Annotated in this window: 23 protein-coding genes; 5 read left to right on the forward strand and 18 right to left on the reverse strand. The window is 61.7% G+C overall.

What is annotated here, in order from left to right; all coding sequences use genetic code 11:
* Nucleotides 1–25 precede the first annotated feature (25 nt).
* The 7 genes from EIY72_RS03330 to EIY72_RS03360 all read right to left on the reverse strand — a co-directional run bounded on the left by EIY72_RS03330 (nt 26) and on the right by EIY72_RS03360 (nt 7,516).
* The gene (locus EIY72_RS03330; RefSeq protein WP_093227908.1) at nt 26–1,531 is read right to left on the reverse strand and encodes a YdgA family protein; all 1,506 of its coding nucleotides are present in this window, start codon (nt 1,529–1,531) and stop codon (nt 26–28) included.
* A 223-nt stretch (nt 1,532–1,754) separates the two neighbouring features.
* The gene (locus tag EIY72_RS03335) at nt 1,755–2,390 is read right to left on the reverse strand and encodes an NADH:ubiquinone oxidoreductase subunit N (protein WP_093227911.1); all 636 of its coding nucleotides are present in this window, start codon (nt 2,388–2,390) and stop codon (nt 1,755–1,757) included.
* Between the two features lie 93 nt (nt 2,391–2,483).
* Nucleotides 2,484–3,932 carry an efflux transporter outer membrane subunit gene (locus tag EIY72_RS03340; RefSeq protein ID WP_093227914.1) on the reverse strand — a complete coding sequence of 483 codons (1,449 nt, stop codon included), beginning with the start codon at nt 3,930–3,932 and terminating at the stop codon, nt 2,484–2,486.
* The gene (locus EIY72_RS03345) at nt 3,929–4,816 is read right to left on the reverse strand and encodes an efflux RND transporter periplasmic adaptor subunit (protein WP_093227917.1); all 888 of its coding nucleotides are present in this window, start codon (nt 4,814–4,816) and stop codon (nt 3,929–3,931) included. Before EIY72_RS03345 ends, EIY72_RS03340 begins: the two co-directional genes overlap by 4 nt.
* A complete protein-coding gene (locus tag EIY72_RS03350) occupies nt 4,813–5,022 on the reverse strand; it encodes a DUF1656 domain-containing protein (RefSeq protein ID WP_093227920.1) in 210 nt (69 codons plus the stop codon). The genes EIY72_RS03345 and EIY72_RS03350 overlap by 4 nt, the downstream gene beginning before the upstream one ends.
* Nucleotides 5,019–7,091 carry an FUSC family protein gene (locus tag EIY72_RS03355; RefSeq protein ID WP_093227923.1) on the reverse strand — a complete coding sequence of 691 codons (2,073 nt, stop codon included), beginning with the start codon at nt 7,089–7,091 and terminating at the stop codon, nt 5,019–5,021. Before EIY72_RS03355 ends, EIY72_RS03350 begins: the two co-directional genes overlap by 4 nt.
* Nucleotides 7,088–7,516, reverse strand: coding sequence for a MarR family winged helix-turn-helix transcriptional regulator (locus tag EIY72_RS03360; RefSeq protein ID WP_093230760.1), 429 nt, complete (start codon nt 7,514–7,516; stop codon nt 7,088–7,090). The genes EIY72_RS03355 and EIY72_RS03360 overlap by 4 nt, the downstream gene beginning before the upstream one ends.
* Before the next feature lie 199 nt (nt 7,517–7,715).
* Between EIY72_RS03360 and EIY72_RS03365 the strand changes: the two genes are divergently transcribed.
* Nucleotides 7,716–7,994, forward strand: coding sequence for an antitoxin of toxin-antitoxin stability system (locus EIY72_RS03365; RefSeq protein ID WP_093227926.1), 279 nt, complete (start codon nt 7,716–7,718; stop codon nt 7,992–7,994).
* Nucleotides 7,991–8,269: a type II toxin-antitoxin system RelE/ParE family toxin gene (locus tag EIY72_RS03370; RefSeq protein ID WP_093227929.1), complete on the forward strand. Its 279-nt coding sequence runs from the start codon at nt 7,991–7,993 to the stop codon at nt 8,267–8,269. Before EIY72_RS03365 ends, EIY72_RS03370 begins: the two co-directional genes overlap by 4 nt.
* A 7-nt stretch (nt 8,270–8,276) precedes the next feature.
* On the opposite strand, the gene EIY72_RS03375 is transcribed toward EIY72_RS03370, so the two are convergent.
* The gene (locus EIY72_RS03375) at nt 8,277–8,522 is read right to left on the reverse strand and encodes a DUF2789 domain-containing protein (protein ID WP_093227932.1); all 246 of its coding nucleotides are present in this window, start codon (nt 8,520–8,522) and stop codon (nt 8,277–8,279) included.
* A 116-nt stretch (nt 8,523–8,638) separates the two neighbouring features.
* Entirely contained in the window at nt 8,639–9,100 is a 462-nt protein-coding gene (locus EIY72_RS03380) for an aminoacyl-tRNA deacylase (RefSeq protein WP_093227935.1), read from the reverse strand.
* Between the two features lie 199 nt (nt 9,101–9,299).
* On the opposite strand from EIY72_RS03380, the gene EIY72_RS03385 reads away from it, so the two are divergent.
* The gene (locus EIY72_RS03385) at nt 9,300–9,833 is read left to right on the forward strand and encodes an NfeD family protein (protein ID WP_093227938.1); all 534 of its coding nucleotides are present in this window, start codon (nt 9,300–9,302) and stop codon (nt 9,831–9,833) included.
* Between the two features lie 2 nt (nt 9,834–9,835).
* Nucleotides 9,836–10,594, forward strand: a complete 759-nt coding sequence (locus tag EIY72_RS03390) for a slipin family protein (RefSeq protein ID WP_093227940.1) — start codon at nt 9,836–9,838, stop codon at nt 10,592–10,594.
* A gap of 9 nt (nt 10,595–10,603) precedes the next feature.
* Here the strand turns inward: EIY72_RS03390 and EIY72_RS03395 are convergent, their stop codons facing one another.
* From EIY72_RS03395 to EIY72_RS03415, 5 genes are all read right to left on the reverse strand, one after another.
* Nucleotides 10,604–12,097 carry a glycosyltransferase family 39 protein gene (locus EIY72_RS03395; protein ID WP_093227941.1) on the reverse strand — a complete coding sequence of 498 codons (1,494 nt, stop codon included), beginning with the start codon at nt 12,095–12,097 and terminating at the stop codon, nt 10,604–10,606.
* Nucleotides 12,098–12,288: 191 nt separating this feature from the next.
* The gene (locus tag EIY72_RS03400) at nt 12,289–13,860 is read right to left on the reverse strand and encodes an efflux transporter outer membrane subunit (RefSeq protein WP_093227944.1); all 1,572 of its coding nucleotides are present in this window, start codon (nt 13,858–13,860) and stop codon (nt 12,289–12,291) included.
* Entirely contained in the window at nt 13,857–14,927 is a 1,071-nt protein-coding gene (locus tag EIY72_RS03405; RefSeq protein ID WP_093227946.1) for an HlyD family secretion protein, read from the reverse strand. The genes EIY72_RS03400 and EIY72_RS03405 overlap by 4 nt, the downstream gene beginning before the upstream one ends.
* A 27-nt stretch (nt 14,928–14,954) precedes the next feature.
* Entirely contained in the window at nt 14,955–16,487 is a 1,533-nt protein-coding gene (locus EIY72_RS03410; RefSeq protein WP_093227949.1) for an MFS transporter, read from the reverse strand.
* 162 nt (nt 16,488–16,649) lie between these two features.
* Nucleotides 16,650–17,570, reverse strand: coding sequence for a LysR family transcriptional regulator (locus EIY72_RS03415; protein ID WP_093227952.1), 921 nt, complete (start codon nt 17,568–17,570; stop codon nt 16,650–16,652).
* A gap of 212 nt (nt 17,571–17,782) precedes the next feature.
* Here EIY72_RS03415 and EIY72_RS03420 point away from each other — a divergent pair, with 212 nt between their 5' ends.
* Nucleotides 17,783–18,862 carry an RHS repeat-associated core domain-containing protein gene (locus tag EIY72_RS03420; RefSeq protein ID WP_231985611.1) on the forward strand — a complete coding sequence of 360 codons (1,080 nt, stop codon included), beginning with the start codon at nt 17,783–17,785 and terminating at the stop codon, nt 18,860–18,862.
* 167 nt (nt 18,863–19,029) lie between these two features.
* Here EIY72_RS03420 and EIY72_RS03425 read toward each other — a convergent pair whose 3' ends face one another.
* The 4 genes from EIY72_RS03425 to EIY72_RS03440 are packed head-to-tail and all read right to left on the reverse strand — an operon-like array spanning nt 19,030 to nt 22,951.
* On the reverse strand, nt 19,030–20,169 hold the full coding sequence (locus EIY72_RS03425) for an alginate O-acetyltransferase AlgX-related protein (protein WP_093227959.1): 1,140 nt from the start codon (nt 20,167–20,169) through the stop codon (nt 19,030–19,032).
* A gap of 11 nt (nt 20,170–20,180) precedes the next feature.
* Nucleotides 20,181–21,596 carry an MBOAT family O-acyltransferase gene (locus EIY72_RS03430; protein WP_093227962.1) on the reverse strand — a complete coding sequence of 472 codons (1,416 nt, stop codon included), beginning with the start codon at nt 21,594–21,596 and terminating at the stop codon, nt 20,181–20,183.
* Between the two features lie 18 nt (nt 21,597–21,614).
* Nucleotides 21,615–22,283, reverse strand: coding sequence for an alginate O-acetyltransferase AlgF (locus tag EIY72_RS03435; RefSeq protein WP_093227965.1), 669 nt, complete (start codon nt 22,281–22,283; stop codon nt 21,615–21,617).
* Nucleotides 22,283–22,951 (reverse strand): SGNH/GDSL hydrolase family protein, encoded by a 669-nt coding sequence (locus tag EIY72_RS03440; RefSeq protein WP_093227969.1) that lies wholly within the window; start codon nt 22,949–22,951, stop codon nt 22,283–22,285. The genes EIY72_RS03435 and EIY72_RS03440 overlap by 1 nt, the downstream gene beginning before the upstream one ends.
* Nucleotides 22,952–22,963: the final 12 nt, after the last annotated feature.

The following is a 22,963-nucleotide window of genomic DNA, read 5'->3' on the forward strand; positions in this document are numbered from 1 at the left end:
CGGCTGTTGCAGTCAGCCCCGCGTTTTACTGGACGGTGCCAGCCCCTGCGAATTTGCTCATCACGAACCCGGCGAACTCTTCGACGGTCATTTTCTGGCCGTTGAATTCCACCTGGTTGTTGGCGTAATGCAGTTTGGTGACGACATTGTTGCCGTCCAGTTTCGCCAGCTGCGAGCCGACGGCCATGCTGCTGAACATGTCAGCGGTGGCGGTGGCCTGATCTGCAATCTGCTTGGCGTCAGTCTGCCCATCGATTTGCGCCTGCGCGGTCAGCACGTCGACCAGCATGGGCTTGGACACTTGCAGGTTGAAATCCAGCAATGCGATCAGTTGCCGGACCAACTGATCGGTCGGCAGGTCGATGGCCTGCGGCTTGGTCAGGTCCAGCACCAGGTTGGCGCGACTTTCGCCATTGGTGGTGTTGAACGACAGGTTTTCCAGGGCGACTTGCGGCCCGCCTGCCAACAGTTTTTCCAGGCTGGATTTAAGCAGCGCTTCTTCGGCTTCGGTCAGCTTCAACTCCGGTGCCGGCAGACCAGCAGCGGTCGCTTCGGCTGCCGCCCTTTCGTACGGTTGCAGCTTGGTCTGGTAGACCTGCATCAGCGACAGGGTGGCCGGGATATCGAGGTTCTTCACGCTCATGGCCAAGGCGGCGGAGCCGACGGTCTTGCCGTTCAGCGCCACCTCAGCGACTTTGTAGTCGGCACGTCCGGAGGCGCTGGTGCCCTTCTCTTCCGTGAGGTTTTTCATTTCGAATTTCTTGAAGTCCAGCACCGACTGCTTGACGCCAAAGGTCGACTTGCCACTGGCCAGTTCGAGGACGTTTTCGCCGGTGTAGAAACCGTAGGTACTTTTTTTCAGGTTGCTGGCCAGGGTCAGGCCGCTCAACTCGATCTGCACCGGTGCCTGGTCTTCGGAAACGGTAGTCACCTTCAGGCTGTCCATGTAGCCATCGGCCTTGACCTTCTGTGCCTGGGCGCTCGCCGAGACGTCCATGCTCAAGCCGGAGAACTTCATGCTGGATTTTTCATCCAGTGCCATTTCCAGGGGTTGCAACTGGACGTTGCCGTTGACCGCGTTGTCGTAGCCGATATTGACCACGCCGGTCAGCGGCGATTGGTCCTTGGCGGCGGCGAACCACTTCTCGGTCAGCGGCGTGCGCTCCAGTTCGTAGTGACTGGTGGCCATGACCGGCAGCCACTTGAGCGACATCAGCCGCGAGAACGGCAACGGGCCATGTTCGATGTGATCGACGAAGAGCAATTCGATCGGCGTTTCCCCGAACATTTCACCTTCGCCCTTCAGGCGGTAATGCGCCGTGCTGCTGAATACATGACGCTCCAGCGAGATCAGCTCCAGCGACGCCGTGCCGTTGGAGCCGACCATGGCGGCTTGCAGTTCCTTGTTGGCGTCGGCGATCGAGTTGTTGAGCACACCTTCGATCCTGGTGCCGGTGAACCAGGCCCCGCCGACGCTGATCGCGCCGATGGCGACAACAATACCAAGGAGCACGCCTGCTGATTTATTCATGTATGACCCGTTCAATTTCCGTTGCTGGAGGTGTGGTCGTCTTCCCTGAACCCGTGGCGGGTTGCAGCTCGACCGCGCTGAAAGTGCGATGAGATTAGCATCAGGCACGACGAACGGCCCAACGATTAAAGGTTAAAGAGTGTCCTGTGGCAGAGGATGTTTCTGTGCTCGCGAAATCGCCATCGCTGACAAGCCAGCGATGGCATAAACCTGCCAGGAAAAATCAGGAATACTGGACTTCAATCTCATCCAGTTGATGATCAAAACTTTTCAGCCGCGCCGTCCAGGTGTACACCAGCACCTCGAAATCCCGGTTGATCACCGCCCCGCCCGTGACGTCTGCGCGCGGGTCGCAGAAGTCCAGTTGATAGCGCTCACGGGCCATGGCCGTGGCGACGTCGGCCAGTTCCCGGGCGTTGTTGAGCCAGTGGCGGCCGTCATCAGCCACTTGCCGATCCAGTGCCAGGCATTGCTTTTTCAGGGTTTCCAGGCTCTTTTCCAGTGGTGTGCCGGTCAGTTCGCCCATGACTTCCTGAAAGGTCCGCCCAGGCTGCCAGTAGCTGCCCCAGAAATACCGGTCGAACACGGTTTCGACGCGACGCAGCGCGACCTTGGTGTCCCAGATCAGCACCAGGGTCTTGCCTTGTTCGAGTTGTCTTTTCTTGATGCGCTGGGTCTGGACCGAGGCCCAGGCCACCACCGCGACGGACATCACGGCGATCAACGCGACGGCACTGTCGAGAAAGGCCAGGGCCTTGTCGATCTGGTGGGCCAGCATGATGCCGTAGAAGTAGGTTGCCGAGAGCAGCACCAACGCCACCACGGCACACCAGAAGCCGAGAGCATAAGGTTTTTTCATTATTGGTTTCCCCCTGACCTGCGCGAGCCTTGTGCGAAGAAAGGACGCTTTGCACGGGGCGCCCTTCCAACATTTCAAAGCATAGCAACGGCTTCAGGGTTTGCCGGAGTTCGACGCTTGCGTTCGTCCGCTTTCCCAACCACCGCCCAGGGCGAGGAACAGATCGATCTGACTCGCGGCCACCTGGGTGTTGGCCGCCGCCAATTGCGCGGTGACGTCGATATAGGTGCGCGTCGCTTGCAGGTCCGCGAGGAACGACGCACGGCCGGCCTGGAAGAAGCGGTGCGTCTGATCCGCCGCCAGTTTCGCCGATTGCTCGGCGTCGGCCAGGGCGTCACGACGCTGCAACTGCGCCGTGTACTGGGCCAGGCTGGTCTGGGTTTCGCGAATGGCGTTGAGCACCACGCCATCGAAGTGTGCCAGCGTCCCTTGTGTGACCGCTTCTGCTTCGCGGATGCGCGCGCGGGCACCGTTGGTCGGCACGGTCCAGCTCAACGACGGTCCGAAGCCCCAACGATTGGTGGACGGCTCGCCCAGGTCGTCGAGGATACCCACGGTGCCGATCGTCGCGCCGATGCTGATGTTCGGGTACAGCTCACCGGTGGCCACACCGATGCCAGCCGTCGCAGCCGCCAGTCGGCGTTCGGCCTGGCGCACATCGGGCCGGCGTTTGAGCAATGCCGCGCCATCACCCACCGGGATCAACTGGGCGATTTTTGGCAGTTCATGACAGGTCGCGGTGCCGGCCGGCAGTTGATCCACCGGTTTGGCCAGCAGCATCGACAAGCGATACAGCCCGGCCTGACGCGCCGCTTCATAACGCGGCATCTCGGCGCGCAGGGACTTGAATTGGGTTTGCGAACGGGTGACCTGGGTTTCGTCGCCACGCCCGGCATCACGCAGGCGCTGGATCAGCGTGGTGCTCTGGGATTGCAGGTCGAGGGAATGCTGGGCAATCTCCCGCTCTTCGTTCGCTGCACAAACCTGGGTGTAGGCACGGACCACATCGGCGACGACGGTGATGCGTGCTGTATCGGCGGCAGCCTGGGTCGCATCGGCGTTGGCCTTGGCCGCTTCGATGCCGCGTTGCAGGGTGCCGAACAAATCGAATTGATACGAAGCGCTGATGCCGATATCACCAATGTTGGCGACCGGGACTTTTTCCGGCAGCAGGAAGGCCTGACCGGACTCCTGCAAGCGCTGCGCGCCCATCTTCACACCGCCGCTCCAGCCACCGGCGGCTTCGGCCTCATCAACCTGCGCGCGTGAGCGCGACAAACTGGCCGCCGCCACGCGCAAATCGGTATTTGAGGCCATGGCCTGCTGGACCAGTTGATCAAGCCGCGGGTCCTTGTACAGACGCCACCAATCAGCCGGTACCGGGGCCGAAACCACGGGTTTGCCATTGACCGCCAACTCGCCCTGAAGGTCCGGACGCTTGACCGCGGCTTCCTCCGGCAGGTGGTAATCCGGGCCGACCATCTGGCAGGCCGACAGCATCAGGCCCAGCCCGGCAACCGCCAATCCCGAGGCCTTGCTCATTGCCCGGGCTCCTGCGGCTTGTCGTCGATGATCGAGACCGTAGCAGTACGCCCGGCGATCATGCGGAAGTCATCCGGCACATCATCGAAAGCAATCCGCACCGGAATTCGCTGGGCCAGACGCACCCAGCTGAAGGCCGGGTTGACGTTGGGCAGCAGGTTGTTGCCGCTGGTACGGTCGCGGTCTTCGATACCGGCGACGATGCTTTCTACGTGCCCACGCAGGCGCGCACGGTCGCCGATCACACGAATGTCGACGCTCTGGCCGACATGGATGCCGTCCAGTTTGGTTTCTTCGAAATAGCCATCGATGTGGAACGAGTTGCTGTCGACCACCGACAACACCGGCCGCCCGGCACTGACGAATTCCTGCACACGCGGTGCACGGTCGTTGACGTAGCCGTCCACCGGGCTGCGGATCACCGAGCGGTCGAGGTTGAGCTGGGCACTGTCCACCGCGACCTGGGCCTCCATCAAGGCCACTTGCGCACGGGCGACTTTCGACTGGCTTTCTTCCAGTTGCTCACCCGGCACCAGATTGCCCAGGCCCTTGTTCCGCTTGGCTTCACGCTGGGCCTGGGCGAGGGTTTCCTCACGGTCGGCGACTGCCGCTTTTGCTTGGCGCAGGGCCAGTTTGAAACGGTCCTGGTCAATGCTGAACAGCACCTGGCCACGCTTGACCAACTGGTTGTCGCGCACCTCCACTTGCTGGATCAGCCCGGAAACGTCCGGGGCGATTTGCACGACGTCGGCACGAATGTGCCCGTCGCGGGTCCAAGGCGCGAACATGTAATACATGACCATGCGCCACACCACGACAACGGCGAAGCTCACAATCAGCAGGGTCAGCACGACGCGACCCAGGGTCAGAAACGGTTTTTTCATGTCATGAGGTATCGACTGAGTGAGTCCACGGCGCCAAGCAGCAAGGCGTAGAGAGCCACGTTGAACAATGCCCGGTGCCAGACCAGGCGGTAAAAGTGCAGGCGCGTCAGCACCCCGTGCACCAACAGGTACACCACGTAAGTAATGCCCATCAGCACCAGCAGCGTGGGCAGGAACACCCCGCTGATATCCAGATCACCGATCATAGGGGCGCTCCATCGATGCCTTGCGGGAACGGTTCTTCGAGCTCGGGCGAACCGAGGAATTCAACACCCGGCAGCAAGGCCAGGCGCAAGCCACTCAAGGCGTGCAGCAAGTGGCGGCGGGTTTCGTCATCGCCTGCTCCGCTGAGGGATCGGCGGGTACGGTCGAGGGTCATCAGCAGCGGACTCGGTGCCGGCAAGCGCTCACCGGCCTTGAGGCACGCCTTGAAGTACTCGCCAACCTCGGCCACCACCTGACGCAGCAACACCTGCGGCAGGCCAGTGACCCGCGGCGTATAGGCGAGCAGGTCCAACAGGTTCAACGCCACCCGCACTTCACGCAAGGCGACGCCCGAGTCCTGGCCGGTCATGGCCAGGCGCGGCAGGTGCTGCATCAGGCGGTCGAGCATCTGGATGCCCAGCAATCGGTGTTCGGACAAGGTGGCCGGTTCGCTGAGGCCGACGATATCGCGCCAGCTGAAACGGGTCAGGCGCTTGGCCGCCAGCTCCGCACCGAACGGCCGGGCGATCAGGGTCCAGATGAACGCGAACAGCAAGCCCATGGGCCCGGCCAGGTTGGAGTTGGCAAAGCTGAGGAAGTCCGCGTCGTAGGCGCCCTGAATACTGATGAAGGACGAGGTGTTCACCAGCGTCAGCAGCATGCCCAGGTAGAACTGCGGTTTGACCGTCAAGGTGCCGATGCAAATGAACGGCACGGCAAACGCCAGCACCAGCATCGGAAAGTCATGCAGGTTGGGCAGGACCAGAAACAGATAGAGGCTGGCCAGCAGCACCGACATCGCGGTCCAGAAAAAGAACCGGTAGATCTGCGGCGCCGGGTCGTCCATCGAGGCGAAGAAACTGCAGGCCACCGCCGCCAGGATCACCGCGCTGCCGCCATCGGTCCAGCCCAGCAGAATCCACAATACCGAAGCGACGATGATGGCTGTGACGGTGGAAGCCGCCGAGTAAAACATCAGGCCACGGTCAAGAAACGGCGTCAGGCGTCCCAGTCGCCAATGGCGATACACCGCGCGCCAGTTGTCCTGGCTTTCACACTGGATGGCGTGCTGCAAGCTGCGGCAGTCCTGCCACAGATCAATCCACTCGCCGAGGCGGTAGATCGCGTTGGAAAACAGCAATTGCTTGCGGTCGTCCAGCGCTTCCGGGCTCGGTTGCAGGGCTTCGAGCTGCGCCTTGAGGGCTTGCCAGCGCTCGAGATAGGCGTCTTTATGGCTCAGCCATTCGGTGGCAGCCGTTAGCAACGGGGCGAACTTGTCGACCAATTCCGGCGTACGCCGCTCCAGGGCGTAGAGCGCGTCGTCGAGGGCATCGATCACCGGCAACAGGTGGATCATCCGCCCGCGCAGTTCCTTGGTATTGCGCACCGTTTGCGGCCGCGAACCTTCGTGGGGCAACTGGCCGATCATCAGTTCCAGGGAGTTGAAGGTGCCGACCATCGACGAGCGCAACGCACTGACCTCATCAGGCTGCACGTTACGTTCGAGAAAACGCTGGCTGTAGACGGATGCATCGCTGAACCACTTGCCCACCGCATCGTTGAACACCGGCGCCAGCCGTCGTGGCCAGAACATCGCGCCGACCACCGCCGCCACGGCGATGCCGAGGAAGATTTCTTCCGTCCGCGCCTCGGCCACGTCCCACACGCCCAGCGGGTTATTGACCACTGGCAGGGCGATCAGGGGCAAGGTGTAACCGGCGAGCATCAAGGCGTAGTTGTTGGCCGTGCGCAGGTGCAGCGACAGGAACAGCAGCGTTCCGGTCCACAGGGCAATCACCACCACCAGCACATAAGGACTTTGCACGAACATCGGCACGAACAGCACGGCCGCTGCGGCGCCGACAAAAGTGCCGATCGCCCGATACAGCGCCTTGGAACTGGTCGGGCCAAGGAAAGGGCTGGAAACGATATACACGGTCGCCATCGCCCAGTACGGACGCGGCATTTGCATGAGCAGGGCGATGTACAGCGCGATCATGGACGCTGCAAAAGTGCGCACCCCGTAGAACCAGTCGCGGGCCGGCGGCATGCCGGCAAAAAATCCGTTCAAGAGTTGACCACCGCTGGCGGCGTGGCCGCTTCGAAAGCTCTCAGTACCCGCAGCGTAGCTTCCAGATCACTCTGGTCAATGCCTTCGAGCACTTCATGGCGCAAGCGCACCAGCTCGATTTCGACCGTCTGCACCAGCTCGCGACCGGCGTCGGTCAGGCTCAGGCATTTGGCGCGGCGATCCTGCGCGTCTTCAGTGCGGCATACGTAGCCGGCGTGGCACAGCTGATCGAGCAGGCGCACCAGCGAAGGGCTTTCCATCCCCGCCGCCTGCGCCACCGTCACCTGCCGCACGCCCTCGCCGAGGCGGCCGATCATCAGCAGCGGAACGGCACAGGCTTCGGAGATTCCATAGTTCACCAGGGTGGTCTGGCAGATTTTGCGCCAATGCCTGGCGGCCACCACCATGGCGCTGCTGATGTTCATCTGGAGCAGGTCGAGATTCTTCGGCACGAAGGGCTTCACACACTGTTAGTTTGCTAACTATCAATATGGCATTGAAGGGGATTTATCGTCAAGTTTTGAAACACTTTGCCTTCCATCGGTCGTGAAGACATTCAGGATAAGATCAGGTGCATACTGACGATGTATATACTTTTTCAGTATCTCAACCAAGGAGGACGTCATGTCAAAACAAGCCGTGTTTACAATGAAACTTGAGCCTGAATTGCGCGAGCAATTCATGGCCGAAGCAGAGGCCGCACATCGTCCTGCCTCACAAATTGTCCGGGAAATGATGCGCCAGTTTGTTCAGACCCAGCAGCAATCACGCGAATACGAAGATTTTCTCCAGCGCAAAGTGGACGCTGCGCGCGCCTCAATGAGTTCAGGTAATGGGCTGACAAACGATGAAGTTGAAGCAGAATTCGCCGCCAGGCGCAGGCGGGCTGACATACAACAATGAAAATAATCTGGACGAAAGAAGCCGCACAGGACCGTGCAGATATCTGGGACTACCTGAATGCCGTTAACCCGAAGGCGGCCATAGACATGGACAGTCGCTTCAGTGATGCGGCGGCGCTGCTTGCCCAATATCCGGAAAGCGGTCCTGCCGGAATCATTTCAGGCACTCGCGAAATCATTCCGCACTCTAGCTACCGCATGGTCTATCAACTTGAATCTGAGGCTATCTGGATACTTGCCCTGGTCCATACCTCCCGACAGTGGCCATCAGGATGATCGCCCCCTACACCCCTCGCCCCTTCCTCAACAGCACATCCAACTGATCCACCACCTCTGCCCAATCCGCATCCTCTAGCACTTCATTGCGCAACAGATCCGCCTGACTCGGGCTCCAGAAAAACGCGTCCGCCAGGTGCAGTTCAGGCTTGAGCGGTGAGTGGGTGGCGATGAATTTGTCGATACTTTCGGCGTCGTCGGGCAGGCCGAGTTGTTTGAACAGGGCCGGGAGGTTGTGGTTTGGCTTTTCCATATGAACTCCACTGAAGATTTCTTCGGATCGCTACGCGATCAATCGCGAGCAAGCTCGCTCCCACAAAACCGATGGTGAGCCTGCTCGCGATGGCTATGTCATGACCACCATAAAACTCAATGACTCAACTCCCGCACCTCCGCATGGGGCAGCATTTTCAGGAACTGCGGCATGTCCATGTGCAGCAGATTGGTGTGGTTGCCGGCCTCCAGGTAAATATCTTTCTGCCGGGTCAACAGCGGATCGATGACCACCTCCAGCCCATAGGCTTCACCCAGTGCGGGCACCGCCCCACGCTCGCAATCGTCGAAAAGGTGCGGCAAGTTGCTTTCCCGGGACACCTGCCATTCACCACTGCTGCGCACCTTGCTCAAGTCCAGATGACGGCTGGCGGGCAGCACGGCCATCAGGTAATGCCCATGGTGATCGTCGAGGATCACCGATTTGGCCATCCGTTCGGCGGGAATGCCGGCAACCCGTGCCGTTTCCAGGCTGCTGGCGGAGTGGGGATGGCTGACGATGTCATATTCGCACTGAGCCTTTTCCAGGCTGCGTAGCACGGTTCTTGCCATACGCATGATGCACCTCGGTGTCCGCCCTGATCGCTGGCAGACGATGATTGACGCAATCTTTCAGTACTCAAAGTCTAGGCCGGGCGGCGTAGTCCGGCGGGAAATCCGCCCATCGGACGCAAGCAAACCCTGAGCAAAATTCATCCAGGCTGCGCGTCAACTAAACTGTATACACAGTCATTCCCCGACGCTCCCGGAGGGTCAAGTGAACACGCGTTGTTGTGCCCTCGCCTTGCTCCTGGCATTGAGCGGATCGGTGTTTGCCGCAGACACAGTCGTGCTGCTGGGCCCGAATCCCGTCGGCCTCTGGCTGATCACCTTTGGCATCGCCTTCCTGATCGCAGAGGCCGCATTGCCCAATTACGGTGTGATTGGCCTGGGCGGTATCGTCATGTTCGTGATCGGGGCGCTCATCCTGAGCAACACCGAAGTACCCATCCCGTTGATGGTCGGCCTGGGCCTGATCAGCGCGCTGTTGCTGATTTACCTGGTGATTCGCGCACTGAAAACCCGCCCACGACACACCGTCAGCGGTGACGCCGGGCTGGTCGGCAGCGTGACGCCAATCACCTCATTGCAAGCCGGCAACGCCCATGGCGGTTGGGTTCATTTGCAAGGAGAACAATGGCAGGTACTCAGCGCGACACCGCTTCAACCCGGACAACGGGTGCGGGTGCTGGCGCGCAAAGGTGTACTGCTACAAGTGGCCGCGGCTGATGCGGCGCCGAATGGAGAATAGTCATGGGTGTGCAACTGGGTCTGGTCGCGCTGCTGTTATTGCTGATCGCACTGGCGGGGTCGACGTTTCGCATCCTGCGCGAATACGAACGCGGGGTGGTGTTCCAGCTCGGACGTTTCTGGCAGGTCAAGGGCCCCGGCCTGATCCTGCTGATTCCGGTGGTTCAGCAAATGGTCCGGGTCGACCTGCGCACCGTGGTGCTGGATGTACCCTCGCAAGACGTGATCACCCGCGACAACGTGTCGGTCAAGGTCAATGCCGTGCTGTATTTCCGTGTACTCGACCCGCAAAAAGCGATCATCCAGGTCGAAGACTTCTTCGCCGCGACCAGCCAACTGGCACAAACCACCCTGCGTGCGGTACTCGGTAAACACGAACTCGACGAGTTGCTCGCCGAACGCGAGCGCATGAACATCGATATCCAGCAGGTGCTCGACGCCCAGACCGATGCCTGGGGCATCAAGGTCGCCAACGTCGAGATCAAGCACGTCGACCTCAATGAGTCGATGATCCGTGCCATCGCCAAACAGGCCGAAGCAGAGCGCGAGCGGCGGGCCAAGGTGATTCACGCCGAGGGCGAATTGCAGGCCTCGGAGAAACTCATGCAAGCCGCCGAAATGCTCGGTCGCCAACCCGGCGCCATGCAGTTGCGGTACATGCAGACGCTCAATTCAATCGCCGGGGACAAGAGCTCGACCATTGTCTTTCCATTGCCGATCGAGCTGCTCAAGGGCATGGCGGACTTGTCGTCGAAAACCTGAGCGCGAGCGTCACTGCTCGGGGCCCATGACGAATAGCCGCGCCCGATTGTTGCCGGCCACGGTTTCACTGACCTTTTGCCAGCCAGCCGGCAACGGTGCGAATTCGTCGGGCTGGTCGGCCGTGCTGATCAACCACACGCGCCCCGTACCTCTGGGCAGTTGACTGAGGTGGTCGAGGTAGATCCGCTGCGCATCGCCATTGACCAGCGTGCCGAAGCCATAATCGTTCGGCCGGCTGGAATTGCCATTGGCCAATGGCGGGGTGAACAACTGCGGCAACGCATCGGTGCGGTTGTAATAGACATAGGGCATGTACCAGAGCATGTCGCTGATGACGATCCGGTCCCCCGCCTGGTAACGCTGATTGACGAACTCGACCATCACACTGGTCTGGTCATTCACGTCGACCGTGGCATTGGTTTTCAACCCGACGCATTCGATGCCGATAAACAGCACCAGCAACCCGACAGCCAACAGGCGAAAACCCTGCAGCAAGCGGTCAATGGCCAGCGCCATGATCAGTGGTAGGCCCAAGGCATAAGCGTTCAGATAACGCTCGATGAACACCGGCGAAATGAACGACACCCCGTAAACCAGAAACAGCGGCAGCAGCGTGTAGAGCGCCAGCAAGGCGCTCCAGCGATAGCGACTGCGGTCAACGGCAACCGTCATCACGATCACCGCCAGCAGCAGGATGGGCACGGCGCCAAACAGCAGCCAGTGCAGGTTGTCACCATCGTCCTGAATCAGAAAATCCCAGACCATCGACGGCAAGGAACTGAGCGTGACCGGCAACTCCCAGCCGACATCGCCGTTGGCCTTGAGCTGGTCCATGTGCTGCAGCAGATCAAACAGCGCCGGTAGCCATGGGGCGAACAGCAGGACAATGGCAATATTCGTCAGCCACCAGGCCGGGCGGTTGATGAGCTTAAGGGGATGTGTTGGCTGCAGGCGCAGTACCAGCAAGTACGCCCAATGCACCAGCACGCACAGGGCCGTGAAATAGTGGGTGTAGAACCCGGCGGTCATCAGCAGCGCGTAGGTCACCAACGCCCGTGTGTTGTTCGGCTGCCGAACCCAATACACCAGCGCAATCGTTGCGCCCAGCAGCCACAGGCCCAGCCACGCGTACATCCGCACTTCCTGGCTGTAGCGCACCGCCGTCGGCAGCAGCGCCAGCATCACCCCGGCGAGCAAGGCCGCACGCGGATTGGCGATCAACCGGACCAGCCACATGCCCAACATGACCGCCGCGATGCCCGGCAGCGCACTCAGGCTGCGTATCGAGAAAATGCCCTCGCCAAACCATTCGATCCAGCCATGCAGCAGCATGAAATACAGTGGCGGATGCACGTCGTGAGCGGCGTGGCTCCAGATATCGGTCAGGTCGTAGCGGGCCATCAACAGGCTGGAGCCTTCGTCACCCCAGATGGCGGAGGCGGTCAGGCCGTAGAACCGTGTCAGGATCGCCAGCGTCAGGACCAGCAGCATGGCGCCCCACATCTGCCACGGTTTTTCCTCGCTCGACCTGAGGTCCACCCTGGATCGCTGAAGTCCAACCAATGGCTCTTTGCTATGCACCTCTATACCCACTTCCGCACCTGCGCTGCTCAAACAATCTGCTCACTCTAGGCTACTGCCTGATGCAACGTCGATGCCCGCTGCTGTGAGCCGATGAAGTGAGCAGTACAGGCTCAGCGTTTGGCCGTCAGCGGATACACCGACTGCCATCCACCGCCCAGTGCCTTGTACAACCCGACAGCGGCCAGGGAGACACCGGTGGAACTCTCCACCCACTGCTCCTGGGTGGCCAGCAATGCCGATTGCACCGTGAGCACGTTGACGAAATCCACTGCGCCTTCGCTGTATTGCTGCTGCGCGGCTTGCAGAGCGATCCGGTTCTGGTGCACCGCCTCGGCCAGGCTGTCGCGCCGTAACTGGCTGGCGTTGTAGGCCGTCAGCTGATCGTCGATTTCATGCCAGGCACGCAACACGGTTTGCTGATAGGCGATGGCCGCTTCCTGCTGCTGGGCTTCGCGCAGTTGCAATACGCCACGCAAACGGCCGCCGTCGAACAGCGGCAGGCTCAATTGCGGGCCGATCCCAAACGCACGTGAGCCCCACGAGCCGAAATTGCTGAGCTGCGTGGCTTGGGACGCGATATTGCCGGACAGCGTGATGCGCGGATAAAAATCGCCCTTGGCCACGCCGATGCTCGCGGTGGCGGCGTGCAAACGGGCTTCAGCCTGACGGATATCCGGGCGACGCTCGGCCAGTTCTGAGGGCAAGCCGATGGCGACCTGACTGGGTGTTTGCGGCACCGGCGCGTCTGTGGATAACTCGGCCGCCAGCGCTTGCGGCGGCAGGCCCATCAATAGGCTCAAGGCATTGATCAACTGTGCCTGACGTTGCTCCAGTGCTGGCAGGCGCGATTCGATGGCGGCCACCTGCGCAGCGGCTTCGGCGACGTCCAGGTCCGTCGCAACCCCCTCGCCCAGGCGCAATTGCGAGAGCTTCAGGCTGTGGCGCGCGACTTCGAGATTTTGCTCGGTCACGCCCCGGGTGTTCTGCACGCCACGCAACTGGATATAGTCCTGGGCGGTTTCGGCCAGCACGGACAGCAACACCCCGCGGCGGTCGTTTTCCACGACTTCGAGGGTAGCGTCCGCAGCTTCGGTTTCCCGGTGCACGCGCCCCCAGAAGTCCATCTCCCAGGAAGCAGAAAAACCTGCGTCCCAGAGGTTGAACGCCGAGCCACCATTGAGCCCCGAGGGATCGAGCAAGCCTTTGCCACTGTTGCGCTCACGGCCATAACTGCCAGTGAATGCCGTATTGGGGTAGCGGTCGGCCGTGGTCACCTGGCGCACCGCGCGGCTTTGCTGCAAGCGGCTACCGGCCAGTTGCAGGTCGAGGTTGTCCGTCAGGGCGCGTCGGCTCAGGGCCGATAGCTTGGCGTCGTTGAACACGTCCCACCAGCGCTCGTTCAGGGTTTCACTGACGACCTGGCTGGCGGTGGTTTGTGCGGGTTTCGCCCATTCGCTGATGGGTGTGGCCTCGGGTTTCTGGAAGTCCGGGCCGACTGTGCAGGCGCTTAAGCTCATAACGAGCAGTGCATTAAATGTGAGCTGCGGCCACCGGCCTCTTCGCGAGCAAGCTCGCTCCCACAGGTTTGATTTGCGGCGCCCCGCATATGGAACATCGCGCAGCCCCCTTGTGGGAGCGAGCTTGCTCGCGATGGCGTCAGACCAGACGACAGGGAATCTCATCGCTCGGTCACCTCACGCACCAACGCCGCCGAACGGCCGGTATCAACCCGCGCCTCCACCGACATCCCCACCCGCAAACGCTCGGCCAGCGACTGGCCCGGCTCCAGCACGATCTTCACCGGGATTCGCTGGACCACCTTGGTGAAGTTGCCGGTGGCGTTGTCCGGCTTGACCTGGGCGAAGGTCACACCGGTGGCCGGCGCAATGCTTTCGACCCGGCCGTTCAACGTTGCACCGCCCAGGCTGTCGACACTGACCTGCACGGCCTGCCCCGGCTGCACATCGGTCAGTTGGGTTTCCTGAAAATTGGCCACCACATAGGACTGCGCCAGCGGCACCACCGCCAGCAGCTTGCTGCCCGGCGAGACATAGGCACCGACCCGCACCGCGCGCTCACCGACCATGCCGTCCTGCGGCGCGACGATTCGCGTGTAGGACAACTCGAAACTGGCGATTTCCAGCGCTGCTTGCGCCCGCTTCAGCCCGCCTTCGGCGGCATTACCCTGGGCGGTGAGAATGTCCACTTGCTTGCGCTCCGCCGCCAGCACTGCCGTGGCATTGGCCAAGCGCGCCATCGCCTGATCGATACGCGTACGTGCCTGCTGCGCGTTCTGCACCGTACCGGCACCGACTCCGGCGAGGTGGTTATAGCGTTCCAGCTCATGCTCGGCAAAGGCCACTTCGGCTTTGGCCGAAACCACCGACGATTGTGCCTGGGCAATCACCGACGCCTGACGCTCAAGGGTCGCCTTGGCATTCTGCAGTTGCGCCTGGGCCACCAGGGTTTCGGCCGCGGCTTTCTCGGCAGCGGCACGCAGGTCGCGGTCATCGATCAACGCCAGCAACTGCCCGGCCCTGACCTGCTGGTTGTCTTCGACCAGCACCTGCTTGATGAACCCGGCGACGCGCGGCACCACCAGGGTGATGTCCGCCGCAACGTAGGCGTCGTTGGTCACCTGGCGGGTGCGTTTGCCGAACAGATTCGGCGCGGCCAGGTACACCAGCACGCCGATGGCCAATGCGACGGCCACTGCCACCGCGATTTTTTGCTTTGCTTGAGTCGTCATGAAAACCTTCGGGGGTCAGTGGAGCAATCAGGTCGGCGCCCGCGGCGGGAACATTCGCGTCGGCAGCCAGAAAATCAGCAGGATCAGCACAACGGCGATCGCCGCCATGCACAGGTAAAGATCTGAGGAGGTCAGCACCAGCGCCTGTTCATGCAGACGATGGGCAAGGCCTGTGCTGTCGCGCTCGGCCAGGGGCGAGTTGCCGAGGCTGTCGACCAGCATGGTCGAGTGAAAATGCAGGCGTCTGGTGGTCAACACGTCGATCACACCGGTGGCCATTACCGCCGCCAGGCCCCGCACGGTGTTGAACCAGGCCGAAGCGAAGGGCCCCTCCGTCGGGTGGATACTGCCTGTAGCGAGCATCAGCAAGGGCAGCACGGCCATGGGCTGACCGAAGATTTGCAGCCATTGCAGCACGTAGAAGTCGTCACGAATCCATGCCGATGTCAGCTGCGAACCGCCCACGCACGACAGCGCCAGCATGCTCAATCCGATCCCCAGCACCCAGCGGCAATCGACCCAGCGAAAGTTGCACAGGGCCGCCACCAACGGCAGTGCAATCAGCTGCGGTACCGCTGCCAGCAGCATGATGGGCGCGGTCTGCACCGGGCGATAACCCTGAACCTGCGCCAGATAACCGGAGGGCAGAATGATCACCGCCTGCAAAATCACCAGCACCCCGGCCAGGGTCAGCAAGGCGAACGACAGGTTGCGGATGCCGAGCATCTGCAGCTTGAAAAACGGGATTGGCTGCGACCATTCGTTGATCAGGAACGCCACCAGCAGCAGCGCCCCGCCGCCGAGCAGCGCGCAGATCAGGTTCGATTCGAACCAGTCCAGTCGGTTGCCCTGAAGGATGCCGATCACCAGCATGCAAATGGCCGGGAAGCCCAGCAACACGCCACGCCAGTTGAATGATTTGAGGCGCTCCAGTCGCAGCGGGTCCTGAGGCAAGCCGTACGCCACCGCGAGCATGGCGATCAGGCAGGGCACGACGATTTGCCAGAAAGTCCATTGCCAGCCGACGTATTCAGTCCACAACCCGGCCAGGGGCGTGCCCAGCCCCGGGCCGAAGGTGGCGGTCAGGGCATAACCGGCCAGGCCATAGAGCTTCACATTGGCCGGCAGGAAGCGCAGGGCGACGGTCATCAGCATCGGCGGCAAGGCCCCGCCCGCCAGGCCCTGCAAGGTGCGCAGGAGCAACAGGCTTTCGTAGTTCGGGGCGAACGGGCACAACATACCCAGCAGGGTGAACAGGCTGATGGCCCACAGCGTGAAACGCCGCAACGAGAAGGTCACCGAACACCAGGGTGCGAAGGCCATGGCGGCCACCGACGTTGCCGTGTAACTGGCCACCAGCCAGGTGCCTTCGTCGTAGCCGATGCCGAGCGCCCCGCGAATGTCGGCCAGGGCAACCTTGGTTACCGTTTCGTTCAGGCCCGAGACCAGCACCGCCACCAGCACGCCCACCAGACCGACGATGATCCGCAGGCCGAACACCGGTGGTGCGGTGGTCGGGATAGTCGCGGCGACGGGCGTCGGGACCGTGAGGGAAGTCATGTGCTGCGTGCTCCGCATGGGGTTTGCGGAGCATTCTAAAAAGGCAGATACCTGACGAAAATCAACTTATCGACAGCTTATAAGTGCGCCAGACACAACGATAGCGCCCCTGATCCCTGTGGGACCAAGCTCGCTCCCACAAGGAGGGAGAATTGAGCTCGCCTAGGTCGGTTGCGCCGCCAGCCAGGTCTCGTCGCAACAGGCCTTGAGCGTTTCGCGCAACCAGCGGTGCGCCGGGTCCTTGTCGAAACGCGGGTGCCAGGCCTGGGTCAGCATCAGGGTCGGCAAGGGTACGGGTAAGGTGAACGAACGCAACTTTAAGCCCAGCCGCCGCACGCTCAGCAACGCTTCCTTCGGCACCTGCAGGATCAGGTCTGAATCGGGCAAGGCGAACATGGCCGCGTGAAAACTCGGCGCAATCACCGCCACCCTTCGCTCCAGCCCAAGCGCATTGAGCGCGGTATCGATCGGCCCGCGGGCGATGCCTCGCCGGGACATGCTGATATGGGAAAAACCGGCGTAACGCTCGGCGGTGATCTCTTCGTCGAACAGCGGATGGTCCTCGCGAACCAGACCGACAAAGTGGGTGGAAAACAGATTCTGGACTTTCACTTCCGGCGTTTGCGGGCGGGTGTTGCTGATGTTCAGGTCGATCCGCCCTTCCCGCAGCGCCTCATCGTCACCATCGCCCTCGGGCACAAAGCGCAATTCGCAGTGCGGTGCCTGGCGGTCCATGGTGTCGAACAGCTTGCCGCCGTAAACGCCGATAAAGAAGTCATTGGCGCGAATGCTGAAGCGCCGGCGCAACGAACCCAGGTCCACGGTATCGGCCGAACGAAACAGCAAAGCCGCCTGTTCGACCACATCACGCACCTGATCGCGCAACGCCAGCGCCTTGGGCGTCGGCACCAGTCCGCGCCCTGCCCTCACCAGAATCGGATCACCAACGGCCTCGCGAATGCGCGTCAAGGTCCGGCTCATGGCCGCCGGGCTGAGGTTCATCCGACGTGCCGCACCGACCACGCTGCCTTCGTCCAGCAAGGCGTCGAGGGCGACCAGCAGGTTCATGTCCGGGAGTTGCATCGTGAGCACTCGTGATTGGTCTGGGTTGATCTGAACGCAATGCTAGCAAACATCCCTGAGCTGGGTGTCGCCCCCGTCGCAAACCGGCTCGCTCCTGCTGGGGATCTGCCAATTGACCCTAAGTACTATCAGTTCTGATAGTTCTAAACCTCGATCCGCCGGAGTAAAACAAAGCCGGACTGAAAGTTTTCCGTATGTGCAGAGATAACGATATGCCCCCTCGAAAATCCCCCGATCAAAACAGCCAAACCTGGCGACGCACAGTATTGGTGGCAACCGACAGAGGCCAGTCAGTCATCGGCGAAATCGTCGATGGCAAGCTGAACGCCATCGCTTATTCCGCCTATGGCGAGCAGTCGGCGCAGCAGGAAGTAGCGGGGAGCCTGGGCTTCAACGGCCAACTACGCGAATCGACCATCGGCTGGTATTTGCTGGGCAATGGCTACCGCGCCTATAACCCGCGGTTGATGCGCTTTCACAGCCCGGACAGTTGGAGCCCGTTTGGTGGGGGTGGGTTGAATGCGTATATGTATTGCGTGGGGGATCCGGTGAATCGGTTTGATCCGACCGGGCATCGACCGGGGGTAACACCCTGGATTGATCGGGACGTGAAAAGGTTCTTTAGGGGCGTCTTCGACTTTTTCTTTGGCGGTTCCCAACGTACAGGCTCGAGCCACAGCAAGGCTCTGGGAGCCACAACCCACTTTGTCGATCAGACTGGAGTCCCCATGACACCCCAAAAAGACGGGATGATCCGTGCATTTAAAACAATCGGGGCTACCGTCTCTGGCGCGCCAGGCCCCAGGGGGACCAGTTCGCCGGCAGTCGGATATGGCGTGACGCCGGCAAAAAACTTTCCGGGCTATGTTGGTGGCGCAGCACGTGATGGGTTGACCAACCACTCCCTCGATACACCACGCCAACCGGGAACATTCTATGCCGGTCATAGCTCCCCTGGCACCAAAAACGCAGGCAAACCTAAACCTAAACCTAAACCTAAACCTCAAAAAAAGGGCAGCTTTTATGACCCTCGGATCGTACATGAAGGCAAAATACCAGACGATTGGTCAGTCGAACATATGACACATTTGGGGGGGGCACCGCATAGCACCCCGTTCCAGGCACCGCCTCAACCCCAGGCTCCGCCGCCGCCAAGCCCAAGTCCAAGCCCGCCGTCCTCGAGAGATTCGACTCCCCCACGCTCTCGCCGATCCAGCGGAGATCCTCCCTTTTGGGGCAGGAGCAGCACATTGTCCTGGGAAGTAAACCCTTGGACCGTACGTCGTAAGTAATGAAAGTGAGCGGGTTGTAGGCGCTGCTGCACTCAACCATGTCGATGTGCAGCGCGCGATCTGAAAACTTTGGAGCACCCATTGGCTGGCCTATACGAAAGGGAATGGCTGTCCCGAGATGCTCGTCTTTGTGATCGCTATCGCCATCAGCCGACCCCATTCGCAGCTTACTTGCCCCACTCAATCATTTCACTATAAGGCGTCTGCAAATCCCGCTCCGGGATCTCCCAGATCACCAGCTTGGGCGGTGTCTGCTTGAACGCCGGGTTGTTGAAGTAGCCATTGGCGCCGCCGGAGAACTCGCCGCCGTCCTTGCCAAAGTTGCCGATCGGTGCGCCCAGCGCCTGTTGCAGGAAGCCGGCGAAGTTGGAGTTGCGCGAGAAGGATGTACCGATCAACGCGACGTTCGGCAGGTTGTCGTCGCCGAACAGGTCGTCGAGGTTGTCGCCGCCGCTTTGCACTTCGGCAGCCTTTTCGCTGATCTGGGTGGCGGCCACGGTTTCCGGGGTGGGTTGCCAGCTCACCGGCAGCCACTCAAGGCCGGCCAGACGCACGAGGTCGCCAGGGCGGCGCGCCGGGTCTTGCACCTTGACCTCGAAATCCTTGTGCGGGGTGGCCCTGATGCCCATGGCCTGCACCTGCCGGGCCACTGCTTTGGCGGCGGCGGCCGAGCCGCTTTCGCTCCAGTGAGTGTCGGTGCGCAGATAGGCCTCGGCGCCCAGCGGTTGCAGGGTCGGCGCCAGATCAATCGCGGCGACGCCAGCCTTGTTCAAACCCGCGACCCAGTTCACGGCACGCTCCTGCAATTGCACAGGGCGACGCAGATCGCACAGTTGCGCGCTGACAATACGGCTCTTGTCCGGCACCACCGCCACCAGCAGGGTGATGCCCTGCCTGGCCAAGCGCTGCTGAACATCGCGGACCACGCCGGCCTTGGTGTCGGCGTTGGCCTGAGCGTGACGGTTGATGCGCATTTCATCGGTCAGGAACAGCCAGCCCGGGCAACCGGAACGCACCCGTGGCCCGGTATCGCTCAGTGCCAGCCAGCTTGCGCCACGCTCCAGGTTCGCCGCCTGCTCGGGCACCACACCCTTGGACAATTGCTTGGCGATCTTGTGGGTCACCTCGCCGTGCAGCACGTCATCCGTCGTCAGTTTGACCGGCAGCAGCTCGACCTTGCCACTGAGCAGCAGCCAGGCGCAGGAGACAAAGCCGACGCTCAGGAAGGTGACAAACACCACGCCCGCGAGCTTGCTGATGCGGGCGTTGAATTCACTCGGTGGAGCCGGTACGTGAGAAGAAGACATGAGCGCCGCCGTCAGAACTGGAAGTACAGGAAAGGCACTGCTTCACGGCTCGCGATCAACGCGAACGAAAGCAGGAAGCCCGCCACCGGCCACAAGGCCGCCATCGGTGCATACCAGGCGTAGCCACCGAACCGCTGCTCGCAGCGCTCGTGCAACAACGGCGCAACGACGCACAGCACGCCGAGCAACGCCGCCAGGCCGTGCACCGGACGCAGGGTCACGGCCAGCGCATCACCCAGGGCAAAGCCATGCAGGCCGAACTGGCCGGCATACATGGTCAGCGCCGTGTGGAAGTCCGGCGAACGGAACAGGGTCCAGGCGAGGAACACGAACAGCAGCGTCAGGCTGTGGGACAACAGCGGCGGAATGCTCGGCAGGTTCGAGCGCGACCACAGTCGGTCGACGCACAGGGCAATACCGTGGGCCGCGCCCCACAGCAGATAGTTCCAGCTGTCGCCGCCGTGCCACAAGCCGGCGATGGCCATGGTCAGGAACAGGTTGCGATAGGTCTTCCAGACGCCATTACGGTTACCACCGAGGGCGATGTACAGGTAATCGCGCAGCCAGCTCGACAGCGACAGGTGCCAGCGCCGCCAGAAGTCCTGGATGCTGCTGGCCAGGTACGGCCGGTTGAAGTTTTCCGGAAAGTGGAAACCCAGCATCAGGCCCAGGCCGATGGCCATGGCGCTGTAGCCGGCGAAGTCGAAGAACAGTTGCAGCGAGTAAGCCAGGCAGCCGATCCACGCATCGACGAAGGACGGGTTGTCCAGGTGGAAGGCCACGTCCACCAGCGGCGACAGGGTGTCCGCCACCAGTACCTTCATGCACATGCCGATCATGAAGCGGCGCGCACCGAGGGAGAAATTCTGCCAGTTGAAATAACGCTGGGTCAGCTCACGGCGCACCCAGTCATACCGGATGATCGGCCCGGCGATCGAGTGGCCGAACATCGAAATGTAGGTCGCGTAATTGATGAAACTGCGCTCCACCGGCACCGTGTGCCGGTGCACGTCCACCAAGTAGGAAATCGCCTGCAACACGATGAACGACAGACCCGCCGGCAGCGCCACACGCTGCCATTCCAGCGGCATGGCGCCGTAGTAGCTGATCAGGTCACTCAAGGTTCCGGCGAGGATGTTGGCGTACTTGTACCAGCACAGCACCGCCGTGTTGAACACGATCAACGCGATCAACAACCTCACCCGCCCTTTCGAGCCCACCGGGGCACGGTCGACCATCAGGCCGCCAACCCACGCGACTATGGTCAACACCACGTGCAGGGTCAGGAACAGCGGGCTCAGCCAGCCATAGAACAGCCAGCTGCCGATCAGCAGGATGACGTTGCGCCAGGCTGGTTTGCCCAAGGCATACACCAGCAAAAACGCAGGCAGGAACAGCGTCAGGAACTCGAGTGAGGCGAAGACCATGGCGGCGGCAGAATCCGATCAGTGGGACAGAGTATCCGTGGCGTTCAGGAGTCGCGGACCGGTGGCCGACGGCACCAGCAGCACGCTGTAACGCTCGCCCGCTTTCAGGTCGCCCAGGTTCAGCGGCTCGCCGACATTGGCATTCGCACACACCAGTTGCACCGACAGGCTCACCGGGTTGATCGAGCGACGTTGCAGGTTGTCCACCGGTACGGCCTTGAACAGGTCCGCGGTACGTCCGGCCGGACGCAGGCTGGCGTCGGCGCAGGACGCGTCGACGTTGAAGAACGCCAGCGAGGCTTTCAAGCCGTTGAAGTCGTCCGGCTGCTCGCGCACGGCAACTTGCTTGATACCGGCGCCATCCGCCACTGCCACCACGGTGGCAAATTCACCCGGCTCGATCTTCAGGTCCATGGCCAGTTTCTGTGCGCCACTGACCAGGGTGCCCTTGACCGGGCTAGTCGATTGCACCGGGAAAAACAGCGACACCGGCTGCGCGGTTTCCAGGCGCATCGGTGGTTGGCCTGCCTGGGCAACGACGTCCAGTGGCGCGCTGCTGGCGTTGACGAAGCGGATGAACGCCGCGTCTTCGCTCGGGCCGGTGGGGTACAGGGCAAACTCGGCAGCCAGGACGTTGGTGCTGCAGATCAGCGCCACCACGGCAGAGACGATAGAACGCGTGCGCATCACTGCTTGGCTCCCTTGTTGCTGACCGCATCGGCCGGCAGCTTGGCCAGCGCACCGCCAATGGCGGTGGCCCAGGATTTGTAGCCGGCCACGGTGAAGTGCTGACCGTCAGTGGTCACCCACTCGCCCGGCTTGGAGAACGTCAGCGAGTCGATGTAGGTGCACGGCGCCACGTTGCTCGCCAGGAACGCCGACATCAGCTTGGTGCGCGTGTCGTTCTTCTTGTACATGCCGCCTTCCTTGCCCCACGCCGGGCCGACCCAGGCGCACTTGGCACCGTTGGCGGTGATTTCCTTGGCCAGGGCGGTGACGTTCTGCCAGGCCCAGGCTTTCGGGAACACCGGCTTGTCGTAGGAAGCCATGGTGTCACCGATGACCAGGACCACCAGGTCAGGCTTGTCGGCGGCAATCAGGTCCTTGATCGGCGTCGTGGTGGCTTCGCGGCCCTTGATGACGATCTTGCCATCACCCTTCTGCTCGGCACCGCAGTCGACTTTCTTGGTGATCAGCCAGTCGCCGGCGCTGGCGCCGCAGGCACCGATCGAATGCACTTTCGCGCCCTGCTGGGTCAGGTTGGCTTGCAGCGGTTCCATCAAGTGGTCCGCCAGGCTCATGTGGCTTTCGCCAAGCACCAGAAGGGTCATACCGGCAAGAACGGAAGCAGGCATCTAAGTCTCCAG

Source organism: Pseudomonas vancouverensis (assembly GCF_004348895.1).
GTDB classification, from domain to species: domain Bacteria; phylum Pseudomonadota; class Gammaproteobacteria; order Pseudomonadales; family Pseudomonadaceae; genus Aquipseudomonas; species Aquipseudomonas vancouverensis.